At 35.9% G+C, this 18,611-nt stretch carries 14 protein-coding genes and 2 tRNA genes; 7 read left to right on the forward strand and 9 right to left on the reverse strand.

Going from position 1 to position 18,611, the window contains the following annotated elements:
• Nucleotides 1-24 precede the first annotated feature (24 nt).
• Together BLR17_RS00890 and ruvC are read right to left on the reverse strand one after the other, a co-directional pair.
• Entirely contained in the window at nucleotides 25-396 is a 372-nt protein-coding gene (locus BLR17_RS00890) for a four helix bundle protein (RefSeq protein ID WP_066328424.1), read from the reverse strand.
• 66 nt (nucleotides 397-462) lie between these two features.
• Complete coding sequence (ruvC, locus tag BLR17_RS00895) at nucleotides 463-1,017, reverse strand: crossover junction endodeoxyribonuclease RuvC (RefSeq protein WP_066328423.1); 555 nt, start codon at nucleotides 1,015-1,017, stop codon at nucleotides 463-465.
• A gap of 228 nt (nucleotides 1,018-1,245) precedes the next feature.
• Between ruvC and BLR17_RS00900 the strand changes: the two genes are divergently transcribed.
• On the forward strand, nucleotides 1,246-2,190 hold the full coding sequence (locus BLR17_RS00900) for a lysylphosphatidylglycerol synthase domain-containing protein (protein ID WP_066328422.1): 945 nt from the start codon (nucleotides 1,246-1,248) through the stop codon (nucleotides 2,188-2,190).
• The gene (locus tag BLR17_RS00905; protein ID WP_066328421.1) at nucleotides 2,190-3,281 is read left to right on the forward strand and encodes a glycosyltransferase family 2 protein; all 1,092 of its coding nucleotides are present in this window, start codon (nucleotides 2,190-2,192) and stop codon (nucleotides 3,279-3,281) included. Before BLR17_RS00900 ends, BLR17_RS00905 begins: the two co-directional genes overlap by 1 nt.
• A gap of 146 nt (nucleotides 3,282-3,427) precedes the next feature.
• Here BLR17_RS00905 and BLR17_RS00910 read toward each other — a convergent pair whose 3' ends face one another.
• From BLR17_RS00910 to dnaE, 6 genes are all read right to left on the reverse strand, one after another.
• A complete protein-coding gene (locus tag BLR17_RS00910; RefSeq protein WP_066328545.1) occupies nucleotides 3,428-3,904 on the reverse strand; it encodes a hypothetical protein in 477 nt (158 codons plus the stop codon).
• A gap of 154 nt (nucleotides 3,905-4,058) precedes the next feature.
• Nucleotides 4,059-4,132 (reverse strand) — tRNA-Asp (locus BLR17_RS00915).
• Nucleotides 4,133-4,417: 285 nt separating this feature from the next.
• Nucleotides 4,418-4,491 (reverse strand) — tRNA-Asp (locus tag BLR17_RS00920).
• 86 nt (nucleotides 4,492-4,577) lie between these two features.
• A complete protein-coding gene (locus BLR17_RS00925) occupies nucleotides 4,578-5,504 on the reverse strand; it encodes a DUF58 domain-containing protein (protein ID WP_066328420.1) in 927 nt (308 codons plus the stop codon).
• Between the two features lie 139 nt (nucleotides 5,505-5,643).
• Complete coding sequence (trxA, locus tag BLR17_RS00930; protein ID WP_066328416.1) at nucleotides 5,644-5,961, reverse strand: thioredoxin; 318 nt, start codon at nucleotides 5,959-5,961, stop codon at nucleotides 5,644-5,646.
• A gap of 144 nt (nucleotides 5,962-6,105) precedes the next feature.
• Nucleotides 6,106-10,644, reverse strand: a complete 4,539-nt coding sequence (gene dnaE, locus BLR17_RS00935) for a DNA polymerase III subunit alpha (protein WP_066328415.1) — start codon at nucleotides 10,642-10,644, stop codon at nucleotides 6,106-6,108.
• A 262-nt stretch (nucleotides 10,645-10,906) separates the two neighbouring features.
• On the opposite strand from dnaE, the gene BLR17_RS00940 reads away from it, so the two are divergent.
• Nucleotides 10,907-12,121, forward strand: coding sequence for a S8 family serine peptidase (locus tag BLR17_RS00940; protein WP_066328414.1), 1,215 nt, complete (start codon nucleotides 10,907-10,909; stop codon nucleotides 12,119-12,121).
• Between the two features lie 41 nt (nucleotides 12,122-12,162).
• Here BLR17_RS00940 and BLR17_RS00945 read toward each other — a convergent pair whose 3' ends face one another.
• Complete coding sequence (locus BLR17_RS00945) at nucleotides 12,163-12,987, reverse strand: tetratricopeptide repeat protein (RefSeq protein WP_139068370.1); 825 nt, start codon at nucleotides 12,985-12,987, stop codon at nucleotides 12,163-12,165.
• Between the two features lie 721 nt (nucleotides 12,988-13,708).
• Between BLR17_RS00945 and leuC the strand changes: the two genes are divergently transcribed.
• The 4 genes from leuC (at nucleotide 13,709) to leuB (ending at nucleotide 18,598) form a co-directional block, all read left to right on the forward strand.
• On the forward strand, nucleotides 13,709-15,103 hold the full coding sequence (gene leuC / locus BLR17_RS00950; RefSeq protein WP_066328412.1) for a 3-isopropylmalate dehydratase large subunit: 1,395 nt from the start codon (nucleotides 13,709-13,711) through the stop codon (nucleotides 15,101-15,103).
• Between the two features lie 133 nt (nucleotides 15,104-15,236).
• The gene (leuD, locus tag BLR17_RS00955) at nucleotides 15,237-15,833 is read left to right on the forward strand and encodes a 3-isopropylmalate dehydratase small subunit (protein ID WP_066328411.1); all 597 of its coding nucleotides are present in this window, start codon (nucleotides 15,237-15,239) and stop codon (nucleotides 15,831-15,833) included.
• Nucleotides 15,834-15,975: 142 nt separating this feature from the next.
• Complete coding sequence (locus BLR17_RS00960) at nucleotides 15,976-17,499, forward strand: alpha-isopropylmalate synthase regulatory domain-containing protein (protein WP_066328410.1); 1,524 nt, start codon at nucleotides 15,976-15,978, stop codon at nucleotides 17,497-17,499.
• Between the two features lie 43 nt (nucleotides 17,500-17,542).
• Nucleotides 17,543-18,598 carry a 3-isopropylmalate dehydrogenase gene (leuB, locus tag BLR17_RS00965; RefSeq protein WP_066328409.1) on the forward strand — a complete coding sequence of 352 codons (1,056 nt, stop codon included), beginning with the start codon at nucleotides 17,543-17,545 and terminating at the stop codon, nucleotides 18,596-18,598.
• Nucleotides 18,599-18,611: the final 13 nt, after the last annotated feature.

Raw genomic sequence — 18,611 nt, forward strand, 5'->3', positions numbered from 1 at the left:
GAATACTAAAAAACTGAACACTAATTACTCTTTTTTTATTCCAAATTTCTCAGGATTTAAAATCATGTAATTTATAAGTTTACCAACCTCAACACTTTCTGTTGTAAGTTCTTGATAAATTGTCTCAGATATATATTTGCAAGCAAATGCAAACTCTAACCAAACTTGTGTTTCTGAATTTTCACTATCAGAATCGGTTAATTTGCTATGAAAATGCCTGGGATAAATTCTCTTTCTATACGCTTCTGCTATAGTAACGGGGACACTTCTTGAAGAACGCCTAATTTGGTCTGTCAAAGAATACATTTCTTCTTTTGGAAACTTTTGTGTAATTTCAAAAATCTTCATCGCCAAAACAAATGATTTTTTATAAGCTAATAAATCCTGAAACCTCATAATTGCTTTTTAAAATTAAACTGAATACTTTTTGACCATCAAGACTGAACACTAAAAAACTGAACACTACTTCTGAACTCGTTCCTCATTTTGCTTCACAAAAGCATCCCAACCCGAATAACTTTTACCTGCAACTACTTTTCCGGAATTGAAAAAGTGACAAACCGCAGCCGCCAATCCATCGGTGGAATCGAGGTTTTTAGGTAATTCTTTTAAGCTTAAAAGTTGTTGCAGCATTTTAGCAACCTGCTCTTTACTGGCGTTTCCGTTTCCGGTAATCGCCATCTTTATTTTTTTGGGCTCGTATTCGGTAATGGGAATTCCGCGCGACAATCCGGCAGCCATAGCCACACCCTGCGCACGCCCTAACTTCAACATCGATTGCACGTTTTTACCAAAAAAAGGCGCTTCAATCGCAATTTCGTCAGGGCAATGTGTATCAATCAACTCAATAGTGCGCTCAAATATGATTTTTAGTTTTTGATAATGATTATCGTATTTGGATAATTGCAATTCGTTCAGTTGCACAAATTCCATTTTTTTATTGATAACACGTATCAAGCCAAACCCCATAATCGTGGTTCCGGGGTCAATTCCTAATATGATGCGTTCGTTTGTCAATTTTATTTACATGTTTTACCTAGAAGGTATTAAATTTTCTTGTTACACAAAAATCCTCAAAGAAGACATAGAGATTCACAAAACTAATTTAAAATCTTTGCGTCTCTTCGCGATTTCTTTGTGAATCTTTGCGAAATACTTTTTTTGCTACACAAAGCTTTTAAAAATTTAAAAATCTTTGCGAAACTCTGTGTGTCTTTGCGTTTCTTTGCGCAATAGTTCTTCGTTATGATTTCAATTCCTCACAAAACTAAGCAATTCCTCGTACTTCTAATCAAAGTTTTGATAGTAGGTGGTGCCTTTTATTTTATTTACAACCAACTGGCGAATAACGATAAACTCGATTGGCAAAAATTCATTGTCTTATTCAAAAAAAATCAGTCTGTTTCCGGGATTTCATTTATCTTATTGCTGAGTGTTTTAAATCGGTATTTCGAAATTCTAAAATGGCAAAATCTCTCCCAATACATTCATAAAATAACTGTAGCCGAATCAACAAAACAAGTTTTAGCCGCTTTAACTGCCGGATTATTTACTCCAAACGGCGTAGGCGAATATGCCGGAAAAGCTTTGTTTTTCGCCAAAAAAGACACAAAAAAAGTAATTTTCCTAAACCTGATTTGCAACGGAATCCAAATGATTTTGACTGTTATTTTTGGAATTTTCGGCTTATTGTATTTCAATACGCAATTTCACGTTATTACATCTCAAACGGTTTTGATTCTATTTGGAATTTGTTTTTTACTTTTTGGAATTTTATTTTTTTCGAAGAAAATAAACATAAAAGGTTATTCCATCGAAAAACTGATTCACAAGATTAACGAAATTCCAAAAAACATTCATCAACGAAATATTATTCTTGGCATTTGTCGTTATTTGGTTTTCTCTCATCAGTATTATTTTTTGTTTTTAGCTTTTGATGTTGATTTGCCTTATTTGACACTAATGTCAGCCATTTCCTCAGTCTATTTCTTAGCTTCATCCCTGCCTACTTTTCAGTTTTTGGACTTTGCCGTCAAAGGAAGCGTAGCGGTTTATTTCTTTGGCATACTGGGCGTAAACGAATGGATTGTGATTTTCATTTCAACATTGATGTGGTTTCTCAATGTAGTTTTGCCTGTGGTTATAGGTAGTTACTATGTACTGAATTTCAAAACTAAAGAACTTGCATAATGCTTTTTCTAACCATCATATTATCCATTTATTTCACAACTATTTCTCTTTTAGTCTATGGTTTTTCGAAAATAAAAAGCTTTAATTCTGTTGGCTTAACGCCAAAAACAGCCTTCACAATTGTAGTCCCTTTTCGAAATGAAGCTGAAAATCTGCCTATACTTTTAGAAAGTCTTTCGAAATTGAATTATCCAATGGATTTGATTAAAATGATTTTGGTGGATGATAACTCAGATTTTAGATTTCAGACCGCAGATTTTAGATTTCAGATTAAAACAATAGATAATATCCGGATTTCAAATTCTCCTAAGAAAGACGCCATTACAACTACCATTCCTTTTGTAAAAACTTCCTGGATAATCACCACTGATGCCGATTGTGTTGTTTCCGAAAACTGGCTTTTAACGTTAGATAATTACATTCAAACTCATAAAGTTTCGATGATTGCCGGAGCAGTTGCTTATAGCGGCAGCAATTCGTTTCTGCATCATTTTCAGCAACTGGATTTGGCAAGTTTACAAGGTGCTACTATCGGCAGTTTTGGCATCGGAAAAGGTTTTATGTGTAATGGTGCAAATTTAGCTTATACCAAATCACTCTTTCAGGAATTGAACGGTTTTGAAGGAAATGATACCATAGCCAGTGGTGATGATGTTTTTCTTCTGCAAAAAGCGATTGCTAAATTTCCCGATAAAGTACATTATTTAAAATCAGAGAATACTATTGTCACTACAAAACCTTTGGACGACTGGAAATCCTTGTTTTACCAAAGAGTGCGCTGGGCATCAAAAACCACTTCTTATCAAAGTAATTTTGGAAAAATAGTAGGATTGATAGTTTTTGGAGGAAATATTAGTTTGTGGTTTGTGGCTTATGGTTTGTTGTTCGGGATAGGAAACTATTTTTTATTGTGTTTCTTACTATTAGCCAAATTAATCATTGACTTTATATTGATTCATCAAACCAATCAATTTTTAAAAACCAAAACACAATCTTTTTTGATTAGTAGTTTACTGTATCCTTTTTTCAGTGTTAGTGTAGCTTTGTATTCTTTGACCGGGAAATACGAATGGAAAGGAAGAAAATTTTAGATTGCAGATTAACGTCCCGATAACTATCGGGATTGATTTTAATATTCGTCTAAAAATCACCAAATCCCTAGCCCAGATAGAGCCGATATCCTCATGACGTGCAACGGAATGAGATAAAGGCGAAAGCTGGAAATAGCTCAAAAAAACTATTCCACTTTTATAATCACAGGAAGAATAAATTGGGTTTTTACCGGAATTCCCTGTTTTAAAGCCGGATTTACTTTTGGAAAATTAATCAATCGGGCGTGGAGAATACTATCAATTTTAATAGTATCATAAGCAACTGAATCCTTAGGAAACTGTGGTTCGAACTGCATTTTAGAATTTGGAAAAACAGTCACTTTTACTTCAATAGTATCGAGTTCCGGATAAAGAGCTGAAAGCGTATCCAACTGTAATTTTTCCTGTATTAGTTGAGTCAGACTATCAAAAAAACATTGCTGGCGTTGGATTTTTTCATCTAGTTTATCACAATCTACAAAAGAAGGATACTCATCAACTTCTTTCCAGTTGATTGCTTTCAATTCCTTTTGCAACAATTCTTTTTCTGACGGCACTTGTTTTTCAAAGTATTGACAGGAATTGAATATAGTGAAGAGTAAAAAAAAGTAATAGTACCTCAAGGCCTTGTTTTTGAATTCGACTAATATTTTATAAAAATACAATGATTTTTTGATTTTTCTAAAGATAAAAAGAAAGGAGGAAATAGTTTTTATATTTTCAAATTAATCGAATAAAAAAAGCCTTTCTGTTACGAAAGGCTTTCTTGCAAATTTGCGGTCTGGACGGGACTCGAACCCGCGACCCCATGCGTGACAGGCATGTATTCTAACCAACTGAACTACCAAACCTCTGCTTTATTGCGAGTGCAAATATACAATATTATTTTCTTTAAAAACAAGTCCGAATTAAAAAGAATTGCAATTATTTTTAATTTCTAAAAAACTTATCCAAAATCTCACCTAAGTCTTTAAAAATCAAAAAAGCCATTCACAATTAAGTGAAAAGCTTTTCATTGGTCTAACTACTAAACCGTGGTTAGCTTTACAACGGCTAACCAAACAACACAACTAGCTTTAGATACCGTATAGTGGAAAAAAAAGCCTTTCTGTTACGAAAGGCTTTCCCAATATTAGCGGTCTGGACGGGACTCGAACCCGCGACCCCATGCGTGACAGGCATGTATTCTAACCAACTGAACTACCAAACCTCTGCTTTATTGCGGTGGCAAAGATACAACAGATTTCTATTTACACAAGTGTTTTGATTAAAAATTAAACTATTTTTTTTGACCCACTATCCAAACTTTTGTTTTTCAATTAAATAGGTTAGCATTATTTTCTCAAAATCATCCCTTACACTTACAGGAACATACTTAATTTTGTTTTGAGCACAACTTAAAGCAAGCTTTTTAAAGTACAAAGACACTTGTTTTTCATATTCTTCTTTGACATTTTCGGCAAAAACAGAAATTTCTTCTGCTGTTTCTACATCAATAAATTTGCGTGGTGCATTATCAAAGTCAAAATTAAATTCTGTTTTTCCATCTATAACATGAAACAAAACCACTTTATGCTTGTTGTGTTTTAAATGCTGTAAAGCACTTAACAAACGTTCTTCTTCACCAGTTTGAAACATATCCGTAAACAAAATAATCATCGAACGACGATGCATTTTCTCCGCTATCTGATGCAAAAAAGTAATTGTATCAGTACTTTTCTTAATAACCGGTGTTTGCAATAAATTCTCCAACGCATTTAAAACCATTCTGTGATGGCGATCACTTCCTTTTTCTGGCGCATAATATTCGTAAGTATCCGAAAAAACACTTAACCCTACTGCATCGCGTTGTTTCTTTAAAAGATTCATCAAAACAGCAGAAGCCAAAACAGAAAAGCCGATTTTGTTTTCATAAAAATTTTGATTCGATTTCAATTTAGGATAATGCATCGAAGAAGAATTATCGATAATGATATGACAACGTAAGTTGGTTTCTTCTTCAAACTGTTTGGTGTACAATCGATCTGTTTTAGCAAACAACTTCCAATCGATATGCTTAGTACTTTCTCCGGTATTATAAACCTTATGCTCAGCAAACTCAGCCGAAAATCCATGAAAAGGACTTTTGTGCATACCCGAAATAAAACCTTCCACCACTTGGTTAGCCAATAACTCCAAATGCTGAAAACTGGATATTTTACCTATTTGTGACTCTATCTTCATCTCTCAAATGTATTAAAAAGATAATAGATAACAGAGAAAAGAAGCAAGAGAAAAGAGGATAAATTCTCTAAACTGTTATAAACAAAAAAAGGTTTGACTCCCGCCAAACCTTTTTTTCATATAAATCATAATCTTACGATTACAACAAAGCGTCTAAACTATCTGCGTAAGTTTGTTTCGGAGCAACTCCTACTTGTTTTCCTACGACTTCTCCGTTATGAAAAACCAATACCGTTGGTATGTTTCTCACTCCGTATTTTGCAGCAAATTCCTGGTTTGCATCCACATCAACTTTTCCTACAACAACCTTACCTTCGTATTCGTTGCTTAATTCATCGATGATTGGCCCAACCATTCTACATGGTCCACACCAAGCTGCCCAAAAATCTACCATTACAGGTTTATCCGATTTCAATACTACATCTTCAAAAGTAGCGTCTGTAATTGCTAATGCCATATTTCTTTATTTAAAATTTATAAATCTAAAAGTCTTTAATTCCTTAAACACAATGCAAATTTAGAAATTAAATACTTACTAAACACCATACTGAAATCAGTTTTAGCTATTAATATATTGTTAATTATTATTAGAAAAACTGCTTTAATTCAATTTGAAATTTACTTGCATTTTCTCTAATTCCTGCAATAATTCAGTAGAAATTTTAATTTTCAGCCTTCTGCTTACCATACTCAGCTTAGTCACCACCTTAATTTCCTCTACCTCAGTTACCTGCACCGCTTTATTTTCCGGCATATCGGCTGTTTCAGCATCTTCATTATCCTCTTCAAAAACTACTTCATCATTTTCTGCTAAAACAGGAGCAACCTCAACCAGTTTTTTAATTCTTTCCAATTCCATGACTTCAAAAGTCACCTGATTATCTCCTTTATTAACATTAAAAAGATGGCTTAGTTTATGAATAAAATCAGGATGCAAATCTTTTATATTTAACAACACAATTAACTTTTTAGCAAAAGAATCCAACACGTCCTGCAACTGTTTCATCTCTACAAACTGTAACCTTGGCTCGCCTTTCTTACCCGTTTCCTGATTCATCCAGCCTTCTTTTATGGTTACTTTTATAAACATAAAATTGTTCTGAATAAAGAAATGACGGAATTTCAAATACTCTTCACCAAAAATTCGAAACTCATAACTTTCATCATAACCTTCCAAAGCAAATGACGCCCATCCTTTTCCATTTTTAGCCACACGATGTTGGACATTATTAATAATTCCGCCAAAAGTTAAAGTCTTACCCACATAGGCCTCCATTGTTTTCAAGGCTTCCAATTTGGCATTGCAGAAATATTTCATCTCAAATCTAAAATCATCCAATGGATGTCCCGAGATATAAATCCCAACTACTTCTTTCTCCTTAGCCAATTTTTCCATCGTGCTCCAATCCTCACAAGGAGGAACCACAGGTTCGGCAATTTGTACTTCGCTGGTTTCACCAAACAAACTTACCTGCGACGAATTTTCATTCTCCTGAAATTTTGAACCATAACGCATCGCTTTTTCATAAAATGTAATTCCATCACCTTCATCGTGAAAATATTGTGCCCGGTGTGTCTCTGAAAAACAATCAAATCCTCCCGCCAGAGCTAAGTTTTCAAAAGCTTTTTTATTAGCCGCACGCAAATCGATGCGTTTAGCCAAATCAAAAATCGAACGGTATCTACCATTTTTTCTGTTTTCCACAATGGTTTCTACCGCTCCGGCACCCACTCCTTTAATAGCTCCCATTCCAAAACGAACCGCATAATCTTCGTTTACCGTAAATTTATAGTACGATTCATTTACACAAGGTCCCAAAACCTGTAAGCCCATACGCTTACATTCTTCCATAAAAAACGAAACCTGTTTGATATCGTTCATATTATTCGAAAGTACGGCAGCCATATATTCTGCTGGATAATGTGCTTTTAAATAAGCCGTTTGGTAGGCTACCCAGGCATAACAGGTAGAGTGCGATTTATTGAAGGCATAACTCGCAAAAGCTTCCCAGTCAGTCCAAATTTTATCCAGTTTTTTTTCATCATGACCTTTAGCCACAGCCTGATCAATGAATTTCCCCTTCATTTTATCCAGAACCTCCTTCTGTTTCTTACCCATCGCCTTACGTAATACGTCGGCATCACCTTTAGAAAAACCGGCTAACTTTTGCGACAAAAGCATTACTTGCTCCTGATATACCGTAATTCCATAGGTTTCTCCCAAATATTCTTCACAAGCATCCAAGTCATAAGTAATTTCTTCTTCTCCATTTTTACGACGAACGAAAGACGGAATATACTCTAAAGGTCCTGGACGATACAAAGCGTTCATTGCAATCAAATCGGCAAAAACCGTTGGCTTTAAATCCTTCATGTATTTTTGCATTCCGGGCGACTCGTATTGGAAAACCCCTACGGTTTCACCACGCTGGAACAGCTCATACGTTTTAACATCGTCTATCGGGAAATTATCCGGATTCAGTTCAATTCCGGTGCGGTATTTCACCAATTTCACCGTATCCTTAATCAACGTCAGGGTCTTCAGACCCAGGAAGTCCATTTTTAGCAATCCGGCACTTTCGGCAACCGAGTTGTCAAACTGGGTAACATATAAATCGGAATCTTTAGCTGTAGTAACCGGAACGAAATTGGTAATATCATCCGGAGTGATAATCACCCCACAGGCGTGAATTCCGGTATTTCGAAGCGAGCCTTCCAGAACTTTTGCCTGCTGAATGGTTTCTCCTGCCAAATCATCTTCCCGGGCAATCCCTATTAATTCTTTAACACGATCAAATTCTTCCGACGATTTCAAAGCTTTTTTAACATCGTCTTCACTTTCGGAAATAAAACGAGCCAAATTCCATTTCCCGGGCATCATCGCCGGAATCAATTTTGCAATTCTATCGGCTTCAAACAAAGGTAAATCCAGCACACGTGCCGTATCACGAATAGCCGATTTAGTCGCCATTTTACCGTAAGTGATAATCTGCGCCACCTGATTAGCCCCATATTTATTGATCACATAATCCATTACCAAACCACGACCCTCATCATCAAAGTCGATATCAATATCGGGCATGGATACACGATCAGGATTCAGGAAACGCTCAAAAAGCAAGTCGTATTTAATAGGATCAATATTGGTAATCCCTAAACAATAAGCCACCGCAGAACCCGCTGCCGATCCACGACCCGGACCTACGGAAACTCCCATTTTTCGAGCCTCGGCGATAAAATCCTGAACAATCAAAAAGTAACCCGGATAACCTGAATTAGAAATAGTCATCAACTCAAAATCCAAACGTTCCCGAACTTCATCGGTAATAGCTTCGTAACGACGCTCGGCCCCGGCATAAGTTAAATGGCGTAAATAAGCATTTTCACCTCGAACCCCTCCATCAGCCAAATCCTCTTCCACTTTAAACTCATCCGGAATTTCGAACTTAGGAAGTAATACATCGCGGTACAATGAATACACTTCGACCTTATCGACAATTTCCTGAATATTGATAATGGCTTCGGGTAAATCAGAAAAGAGCTTTTTCATCTCTTCTTCCGACTTATAATAATACTCCTGATTCGGCAATCCGTAACGATACCCACGACCACGGCCTATAGGTGTAGCCTGCTTTTCACCATCTTTCACACACAATAAAATATCGTGCGCATTAGCATCTTCCTTATTTACATAATAGGTGTTATTGGTCGCAATCAGTTTTACGTTATGCTTTTTAGAAAACTCTATTAAGGTTTTGTTTACCCTGTTTTCATCTTCCTGATTATGACGCATCACTTCAAGATACAAATCGTCACCAAATTGGGATTTCCACCAAAGCAAGGCATCTTCAGCCTGGTTTTCACCAATATTTAAAATTTTACTCGGAATCTCCCCATAGAGATTACCCGATAAAACCATGATATCTTCTTTATATTTTTCAACTACTGCACGATCAATACGAGGCACATAATAAAATCCGTCAACATAAGCAATCGAAGCCATTTTGGCCAGGTTATGATAACCCTTTTTATTTTTTGCCAATAAAACAACCTGGTAACCATTGTCTTTTTTGCTTTTATCTTTATGATTTTCGCAAATATTAAACTCACAACCTACAATAGGCTTGATTTCCGTTTCGGTTGGTTCTTCTCCACTTTCAACTAAGGCTTTATTTTTTGCTGAAGCCGCTTTGTTGTGATTCATAACCGCACTCACAAACTGGAAAGCCCCCATCATATTTCCGGTATCGGTCATGGCAACGGCAGGCATTTTATTTTTAACGGTAGCCGCTACTAAATTCCCAATTCCGATAGTGGACTGTAAAACCGAAAACTGTGTATGATTGTGCAAATGCGCAAATTTAGCCTCAGTAAAATCTTTTCTATCTTCTTCAGAAATCGTTGTTTGAGATACATTCCCTTCCGCTTTTTGAAGCTGCTTTCTAATTTCGTCAGAAGCTGCTTTAAGATTAATATGTTTTAATCCTATCAGTTGAATTTCCCGCGGATTCTTCGCCTGAAAATCCTGAAAATAAGAAGCAGGAACATCCAATTCTTCTTTTGTAAACACTTCACGACGCACCAATTCGAGGAAGCATCGCGTAGTTGCCTCAACGTCGGCAGTTGCATTGTGTGCTTCAGCGAAGGGTTGGCTGAATAAATATTCATGTAATTCGGTCAGAGTTGGCAACTTAAATCTACCTCCACGACCTCCGGGTAATTTCAGTAAATTAGCCGTAACCTCGGTACAGGTATCCAATACCGGCATGGAAGCCAACGGGCTTTCGATACCCATTCGGTATAACTCTGCTCCCATGATATTCACATCAAAACCAAGGTTTTGTCCGACAATAAATTTAGTTTTACTTAAAGCAATATTGAATTTCTCCAACACTTCCAGCAAAGAAATACCGTCATGTTGTGCCAATTCGGTTGAAATACCGTGTACACGCTCTGCATCATAGGGAATATTAAATCCCTCCGGTTTGACCAGATAATCCTGGTGTTCGATGAGCTTACCGTGCTCGTCATGCAGCTGCCAGGCAATTTGTATACAGCGTGGCCAGTTATCTGAGTCACTTAATGGAGCATCCCAACGTTTAGGTAATCCGGTAGTTTCGGTATCGAATATTAAATACATAGCTGTTTTTGAAGCATTTGTAATTTATAAAAATCACAAAAATTGAATTTCAAATTTAGTTTATTTTAAAGAAAGAACTAACTCAATTTATCAACAAAAAAGTCAATTTATATTTTCATTAAATACGTAAAAATTAAATTACAAACATTAATCATTGTATATAAAAAAGTCAATGAAAAATTTAATAAACAGGCAAACAATTGTTTATGATTTGTTTTTTAATTAATTTTAAGAGTTTATTAATCCTAACCAAACCACACCCATGAAAAACTTTACTTCTGTTATACGATTGTCTCTCAGCCTATTTTCTTCCTTATTATTAGTTACAAGTTGCCAGAATAACGAGGAGATTGAAGTTAAGGAATTGAGTCCTCTTTCAAACTATACTATGGAACCTATAGAAGGTCAATATGTAGTAGTTTTAAAAGAAAATATGTCCGGCAAATATGCCACACAAAAATACAGCGAAAGGATTGTATCACTAAAGAAAGACTATCTGGCTCGTTTTTCAACTATTAAACTTACTTCAGAAAAAATAAAGCAAACCTACGGATATGGCGTTAGTGGATTTGCAGCTCAATTAGATAAAGAACAATTGCAAAGCCTAAAACAAGATGACCGTGTTAAATCTATAGAACAAGATTACACCATAACTCTTAATCCTGATTTATCTATTCAAAAAGGGAAACCTGGTGGCGGTGGCGGCAGCACACTACCAGCTGAAATTACTCCATGGGGAATAAGCCGTGTTGGCGGCGGACTTAGCGGAATAGGAAAAACAGCATGGATTATAGACACCGGAATTGACTTAACCCATCCCGATTTAAATGTTGATGTGGCACGCAGCAAAAGTTTTTTAGGCGGTATTGACGCTAACAACCCAAATGACGGCAACGGACATGGAACCCACGTTGCAGGAACAGTAGCTGCAATTGACAATACAATTGGAGTTATAGGAGTTGCTGCAGGAGCCAAAGTAGTTGCCGTTCGTGTCTTAGACAGCCGTGGCAGTGGCTCTTATTCAGGAGTCATAGCCGGAGTTGAATATGTAAGCGCAAATGGTCAGGCTGGCGATGCAGCCAATATGAGTCTGGGAGGACCGGTCAGTTCAGCCCTCAACGATGCAGTCATAAAAGCATCAGCAAATGTGAAATTTGCATTAGCAGCCGGAAACGAAAGTGACGACGCTAACAATCACTCTCCGGCCAGCGCTAATGGCACTAATATCTATACTGTTTCTGCAATGGACAAATATGATGTCTTTGCTTATTTTTCAAACTATGGAACTTCAGTTGATTTTTGCGCTCCGGGAGTTTCTATCCAATCCTTATGGAAAGGAGGCGGCATGAATACCATTAGCGGAACCTCTATGGCTGCGCCTCATGTATGTGGATTATTGTTATTAGGCCCTGTGCATTCATCAGGAAATGTTTCGGGTGACCCTGATGGAAACGCAGATCCGATTGCTCATTATTAAATAAACAAAAAAACCGGGAAAACAGAAAGTTTAGAATCATTTCACTCCACCAACTGATTGAATTTTTCAACCAAAGCATTACCTCTCTCTGTTTTCCCGGTCTTTTTTAAAGCATCACCAAAACGGTAATAATAAATAGGCTCCAACTGTTCATTACTCATCGTAAAGAGTTCTTCATACCATTTGGCAGCTTTTTCCATTTGTCCTTTAAAATAATAATAATTAGCTACTTCTCTAAACATATAGGCAGATTTATAGCCTTTTTCAAGCACTCTTTCATAAACATAAACCACATTAACTAAAATATAATCCAGTTTTTCTTTTTGAGGCTCTTTCTTTTCAGGCAAGACTTTCGGATTAACAGGAGAAGCAGAAACAGGAGGAGTCTTAGTTTCAACTAAAGGTTCGTTTTTCAAATCGGAAACCGGCTCTATTTTAATTATTTTACCAATAACCAGAGCCAGCACTCTTTGATCTAAAGGAGAATTTTCAGGTATTTCAATTTTTCCACTTTCAATTGAAATAGATACAAGCTGGGTAGGTTCTCGACTTTTTTCTACACCAACATTAGCATTTTGAGTTTCTATGTAATAATTCTTTTTTAAATAACTTTTATCCTTATAAAAAGGAGTAATTATTCTAATATTTTCAGGACCTAAATCAACTTTACTAATAAGACTTAAATCAGAAACCGTATATCGTGTTACAGAACCCCCAAATGCCATATTGACAATTTCTTCTACTTTGTAGTACAACACATTTTTACTTTCAATACTCGTATAAACTTTCCGCATTTGCCCATATCCGCAAAGCGAATGAGAAAAATAAAAAACTACAATTAACATTATGAGTAATTTCTTTTTCATAATACTCCTGATCAAAATCAACCCATTAGATAAGCATTTACATTACTATTTTAGCCAAACAAACTGTGCGTCTGTTTTAAATATACCTTCACAAATCAAGCAAATAAAAAACTACTTTCAATCAAAAAGCCTCCTTTAAATCTATACTATAAATTTACGCATTTAAAAGGACAAAGCCCCAAAACTATTCTCTTTTAAATACAAACAGATACGTAGCTAAAACAAATAATTAATAACTAAAAAACAACTTCAGATAGCAACTTTCTTTTTTTTGGTTGTCGTATTTTTTTTTTAATATCCAAACCAACTTTAAAACCACTAATAAATATAATTAATTATCAGAAACAAAATCATTCGCGAAACCACTTTTTCATAAAAGTTTATTATTTTTCTTGTTTTCAAGCTCATTTTAAACAATTCGTTAAACATAATAAAACAATTAAACAAAAACACCTAAAAATCATCAAAATCAAATTTCCTTCCCTACTTGTTACAAACACAACTTTATGAATCAAAATTGAAACAAAAACACTAACTCATTAAAAGACAAGCTCACAAAACAAAACGACAACAACACATTAACACACTTTGGGTATCGTATATAATTGATAATATTAATTGACTACATAGTTTGATTTTTATACTTTTGCGTTCTTGTTACCACCATATTTAAAAAATGCGGTAGTACAAAACACAGAAATACACTAAAAAAAATTAAAAAATGAGCAAGACATTATTTGACAAAGTATGGGATTCGCATGTTGTGCGTAAAATTGAAGACGGACCAGATGTGTTTTTTATTGATCGTCATTTCATTCACGAGGTTACCAGCCCGGTAGCTTTCTTGGGTCTAAAAACAAGAGGCGTATCAGTATTATATCCAGAACGCACATTCGCAACTGCCGATCACAATACACCGACCATTAACCAACACTTGCCTGTTGCAGACGCTTTATCAGCTAATCAATTAAAAGCATTAGAGACTAACGCGGCTGAATATGGTATTTCTCACTGGGGATTAGGTCATCAAAAAAATGGAATTGTACACGTTGTAGGTCCTGAAAACGGAATTACTTTACCTGGTGCTACAATTGTATGTGGAGATTCACATACTTCTACTCATGGTGCTTTTGGTGCTATTGCTTTTGGAATCGGTACTTCTGAGGTAGAAATGGTTCTTTCTACTCAATGTATCATGCAACCAAAACCTAAAAAAATGCGTATTAACGTAAACGGAAAATTAAGCAAAGGAGTTACTCCTAAAGACGTTGCGTTATACATCATTGCACAATTAACTACTTCCGGAGGAACAGGATATTTTGTAGAATACGCAGGAAATGTATTCGAAGAAATGACAATGGAAGGACGTATGACTGTTTGTAACCTAAGTATCGAAATGGGTGCTCGTGGAGGTATGATTGCTCCTGACCAAACTACTTTCGATTTCCTTGAAGGAAGATTATACGCTCCTAAAGGTGAAGCTTGGACTAAAGCAGTAGAATACTGGAAAACTTTAAAAACTGATACTGATGCAGTATTTGACGCTGAATTAAACATCAAAGCTGAAGATATCGAGCCAATGATTACTTATGGTACAAACCCTGGAATGGGAATTGGTATCACTAAACATATTCCAAGTGCCGACCAAGTAGAAGGTGGAGAGGAAACTTATAAAAAATCCTTGAACTACATGGGATTCCATGAAGATGACGTAATGATTGGAAAACCAATCGACTATGTTTTCTTAGGAAGTTGTACTAACGGACGTATCGAAGACTTTAGAGCTTTTGCTTCTATTGTAAAAGGTCGTAAAAAAGCAGATAACGTTACAGCTTGGTTAGTTCCTGGTTCTCACGTAGTAGAAGCTCAAATTAAAGAAGAAGGAATTTTAGATATTCTTACTGAAGCTGGATTTGTATTACGTCAACCTGGTTGTTCAGCTTGTTTAGCTATGAATGATGACAAAGTACCTGCCGGAAAATATGCGGTAAGTACTTCTAACAGAAACTTCGAAGGTCGTCAGGGTCCTGGTTCAAGAACTTTGTTAGCTTCTCCAATTATGGCTGCTGCTGCTGCAGTTACAGGAAAATTGACAGATCCTAGAGATTTATTGTAATTGAATATTAATTTCAATAGCAATAACAATTTCAAAAAAGAATTAAAAAATAAAAAGATTTTAAATATTCATGATTAATTCCCTTGGTGGAAAATCTAAAATCTGAATTCTGAAATCTAAAATCTAAATTAAAATGGCATACGATAAATTTAATATCCTTACCAGTAGTGCAGTGCCACTACCTATAGAAAACGTAGATACCGATCAAATCATCCCGGCTCGTTTCTTAAAAGCTACAAAACGTGAAGGTTTTGGAGACAACCTTTTCAGAGACTGGAGATACAATGGAGACGATACTCCAAAAGCTGATTTTGTTTTAAACAACCCAACTTACTCAGGAAAAATCCTTGTAGGTGGAAAAAACTTTGGTTCAGGTTCTTCTCGTGAGCACGCTGCATGGGCAGTTTACGATTACGGATTCCGCGCTGTAGTTTCTTCTTTCTTTGCAGATATCTTCAAAGGAAACTGTCTGAACATCGGAGTTTTACCAGTACAGGTTTCTCCTGAATTCTCAGACAAAATCTTTGCTGCAATCGAAGCTGATCCTAATACAGAATTAGAAATAAACTTACCAGAGCAAACAATTACATTGAAAGCTACAGGTGAAAAAGAATCTTTTGACATCAACGGATACAAAAAGAATAACATGTTAAATGGTTTTGATGATATCGACTATTTACAAAGTGTTAAAGAAGAAATCGTAAGTTTTGCTGAGAAGCTTCCTTACTAAATAAAATCTTCACATAAAAAATGCAGCTGCTAAACACAATTCCGCGGAATTCTTTAGCAGCTGCTTTTAGCGTTTTATAAAACACACAGGAAAATGATTTCAAAATAACGAAATCAGAACCTTTTTTAGCATCAGATTTATAATGGGAAAAAGAAAAATTGAAATAATGGATACGACACTTCGTGATGGTGAACAAACCTCAGGAGTATCATTTTCTGCTGCAGAAAAACTAACCATTGCCCAATTATTATTAGAAGAATTACAAGTTGACCGTATCGAAATTGCTTCGGCTCGTGTAAGTGAAGGAGAATTTGAAGGCGTTAAAGGAATTATGACTTGGGCCGAAACAAAAGGATATACCGATAAAATTGAAGTATTGACTTTTGTTGATAAAGGACTTTCTATCGAATGGATGAAAAAATCGGGAGCAAAAGTTCAAAATCTTTTAACCAAAGGCTCTCTTAACCACCTTACGCATCAATTAAAGAAAACACCGGAACAGCATTTTTCAGAAATAGCCGAAAGCATTGCTTTAGCTACCGAAAACGGAATTGCAACCAATGTTTATTTAGAAGACTGGAGTAATGGTATGCGTAATTCTTCTGAATATGTTTACCAATATCTTGATTTCATCAGCACCCAACCCGTAAAAAGAATTTTACTTCCTGATACTTTGGGCGTACTTATCCCTTCGGAAACTTTCGAATATATTTCAGAAATCACTAAAAGATATCCAAATATCCATTTTGATTTCCATGCACACAACGATTACGATTTAAGCGTGGCGAATGTTATGGAAGCATTAAAAGCAGGAGTCCACGGATTACACGTTACTGTAAACGGAATGGGAGAACGCGCCGGAAATGCACCTTTAGCCAGTACCATTGCTGTAATCAACGATTTTATGCCAGAAATTGAAATCGGCGTAAAAGAAACCTCTTTATATTCGGTTAGTAAATTAGTAGAAACCTTTACCGGTTATAGAATCCCTGCCAACAAGCCAATTGTAGGCGATAACGTTTTTACTCAAACAGCGGGAATTCACGCCGATGGTGACAATAAAAACAATCTATATTTTAACGATTTACTTCCAGAACGCTTTGGAAGAAAAAGAAAATATGCTTTAGGAAAAACTTCCGGAAAAGCCAATATTGAAAAAAACCTTCAGGAATTAGGTTTGCAATTAAACCAGGAAGATTTAAAATTGGTTACCCAAAGAATTATCGAATTGGGTGACAAAAAAGAAACGGTAACAAAAGAAGATTTGCCCTATATCATTTCAGACGTTTTAGACAGCCACACCTATCAGGAAAAAATCACGGTAGAATCTTACTTGTTATCTCATGCTAAAGGAATGCGTCCGTCAACAACACTTTGCCTGAAAATCGATGGGCAAATTATCGAAGAGCATGCTCAGGGAGACGGACAATTTGATGCTTTCATGAATGCTTTGGCAAAAATTTATAAAACCAAAAAAATGACTTTACCCAAACTAATTGATTATGCAGTTAGAATCCCTCCGGGAAGTAGCTCAGACGCTTTATGCGAAACAATTATCACCTGGGTAAACGACGGAAAAGAATTCAAAACAAGAGGTCTGGATTCTGACCAAACCGTGGCAGCCATTATTGCAACACAAAAAATGCTTAATGTAGTAGCCGTTTAAAATTCAAAAAACAATTAAAATAAATCAATATAAACATAAAATAATGAAGTTAAATATCGCACTTTTAGCAGGGGACGGAATCGGACCGGAAGTAATTGATCAGGCAGTAAAAGTATCAGATGCAATTGCACAAAAATTTGGACATGAAATTACTTGGAAACCAGCTTTAACTGGTGCTGCTGCTATTGACGCTGTAGGTGAGCCTTATCCAGATTCAACTCATGAAGTTTGTAAAAATGCTGATGCCGTTTTGTTTGGAGCTATTGGTCACCCTAAATATGATAACGACCCTTCTGCACCTGTACGTCCGGAACAAGGTTTATTAAAAATGCGTAAAGCATTAGGTTTGTTTGCAAACGTAAGACCAACCTTTACTTTCCCATCTTTATTAGATAAATCTCCTTTAAAAAGAGAAAGAATCGAAGGAACTGACTTAGTTTTCTTAAGAGAATTAACCGGTGGTATTTACTTTGGTGAAAAAGGAAGAAAAGACGGTGGAGATACTGCTTTTGACAACTGTGTTTACACAAGAGAAGAAGTACAACGTTTAGCTAAAAAAGGTTTCGAATTAGCAATGACACGTTCTAAAAAATTATGTTGTGTGGACAAAGCTAACGTTTTAGAAACATCACGTTTATGGAGAGAAACGGTTCAGGCAATGGAAAAAGATTACCCTGAAGTTGAAGTTTCTTATGAATTTGTTGACGCGGTTGCTATGCGTTTAGTTCAATGGCCTAACTCTTATGACGTATTGATTACTGAAAACTTATTTGGAGATATCTTAACTGACGAAGCTTCTGTAATTTCAGGATCAATGGGATTAATGCCATCAGCTTCTATGGGAGCTGAAGTATCTTTATTTGAGCCTATCCACGGATCTTACCCACAAGCTACAGGATTAAACATTGCCAACCCAATGGCGACTGTTTTATCTGCCGCAATGATGTTTGAAAACTTCGGATTGATGGAAGAAGGAAAAGCAATGAGAGATGCTGTAAACAAAGCTTTAGAAGCTGGTGTAGTTACTGAAGACTTAGCTAACGGAGGTAAAGCTTACGGAACTAAAGAAGTTGGTGACTGGTTAGCTGCTAATATCTAATATTAATCAGAAT

This window comes from Flavobacterium glycines (genome assembly GCF_900100165.1).
GTDB lineage: Bacteria > Bacteroidota > Bacteroidia > Flavobacteriales > Flavobacteriaceae > Flavobacterium > Flavobacterium glycines.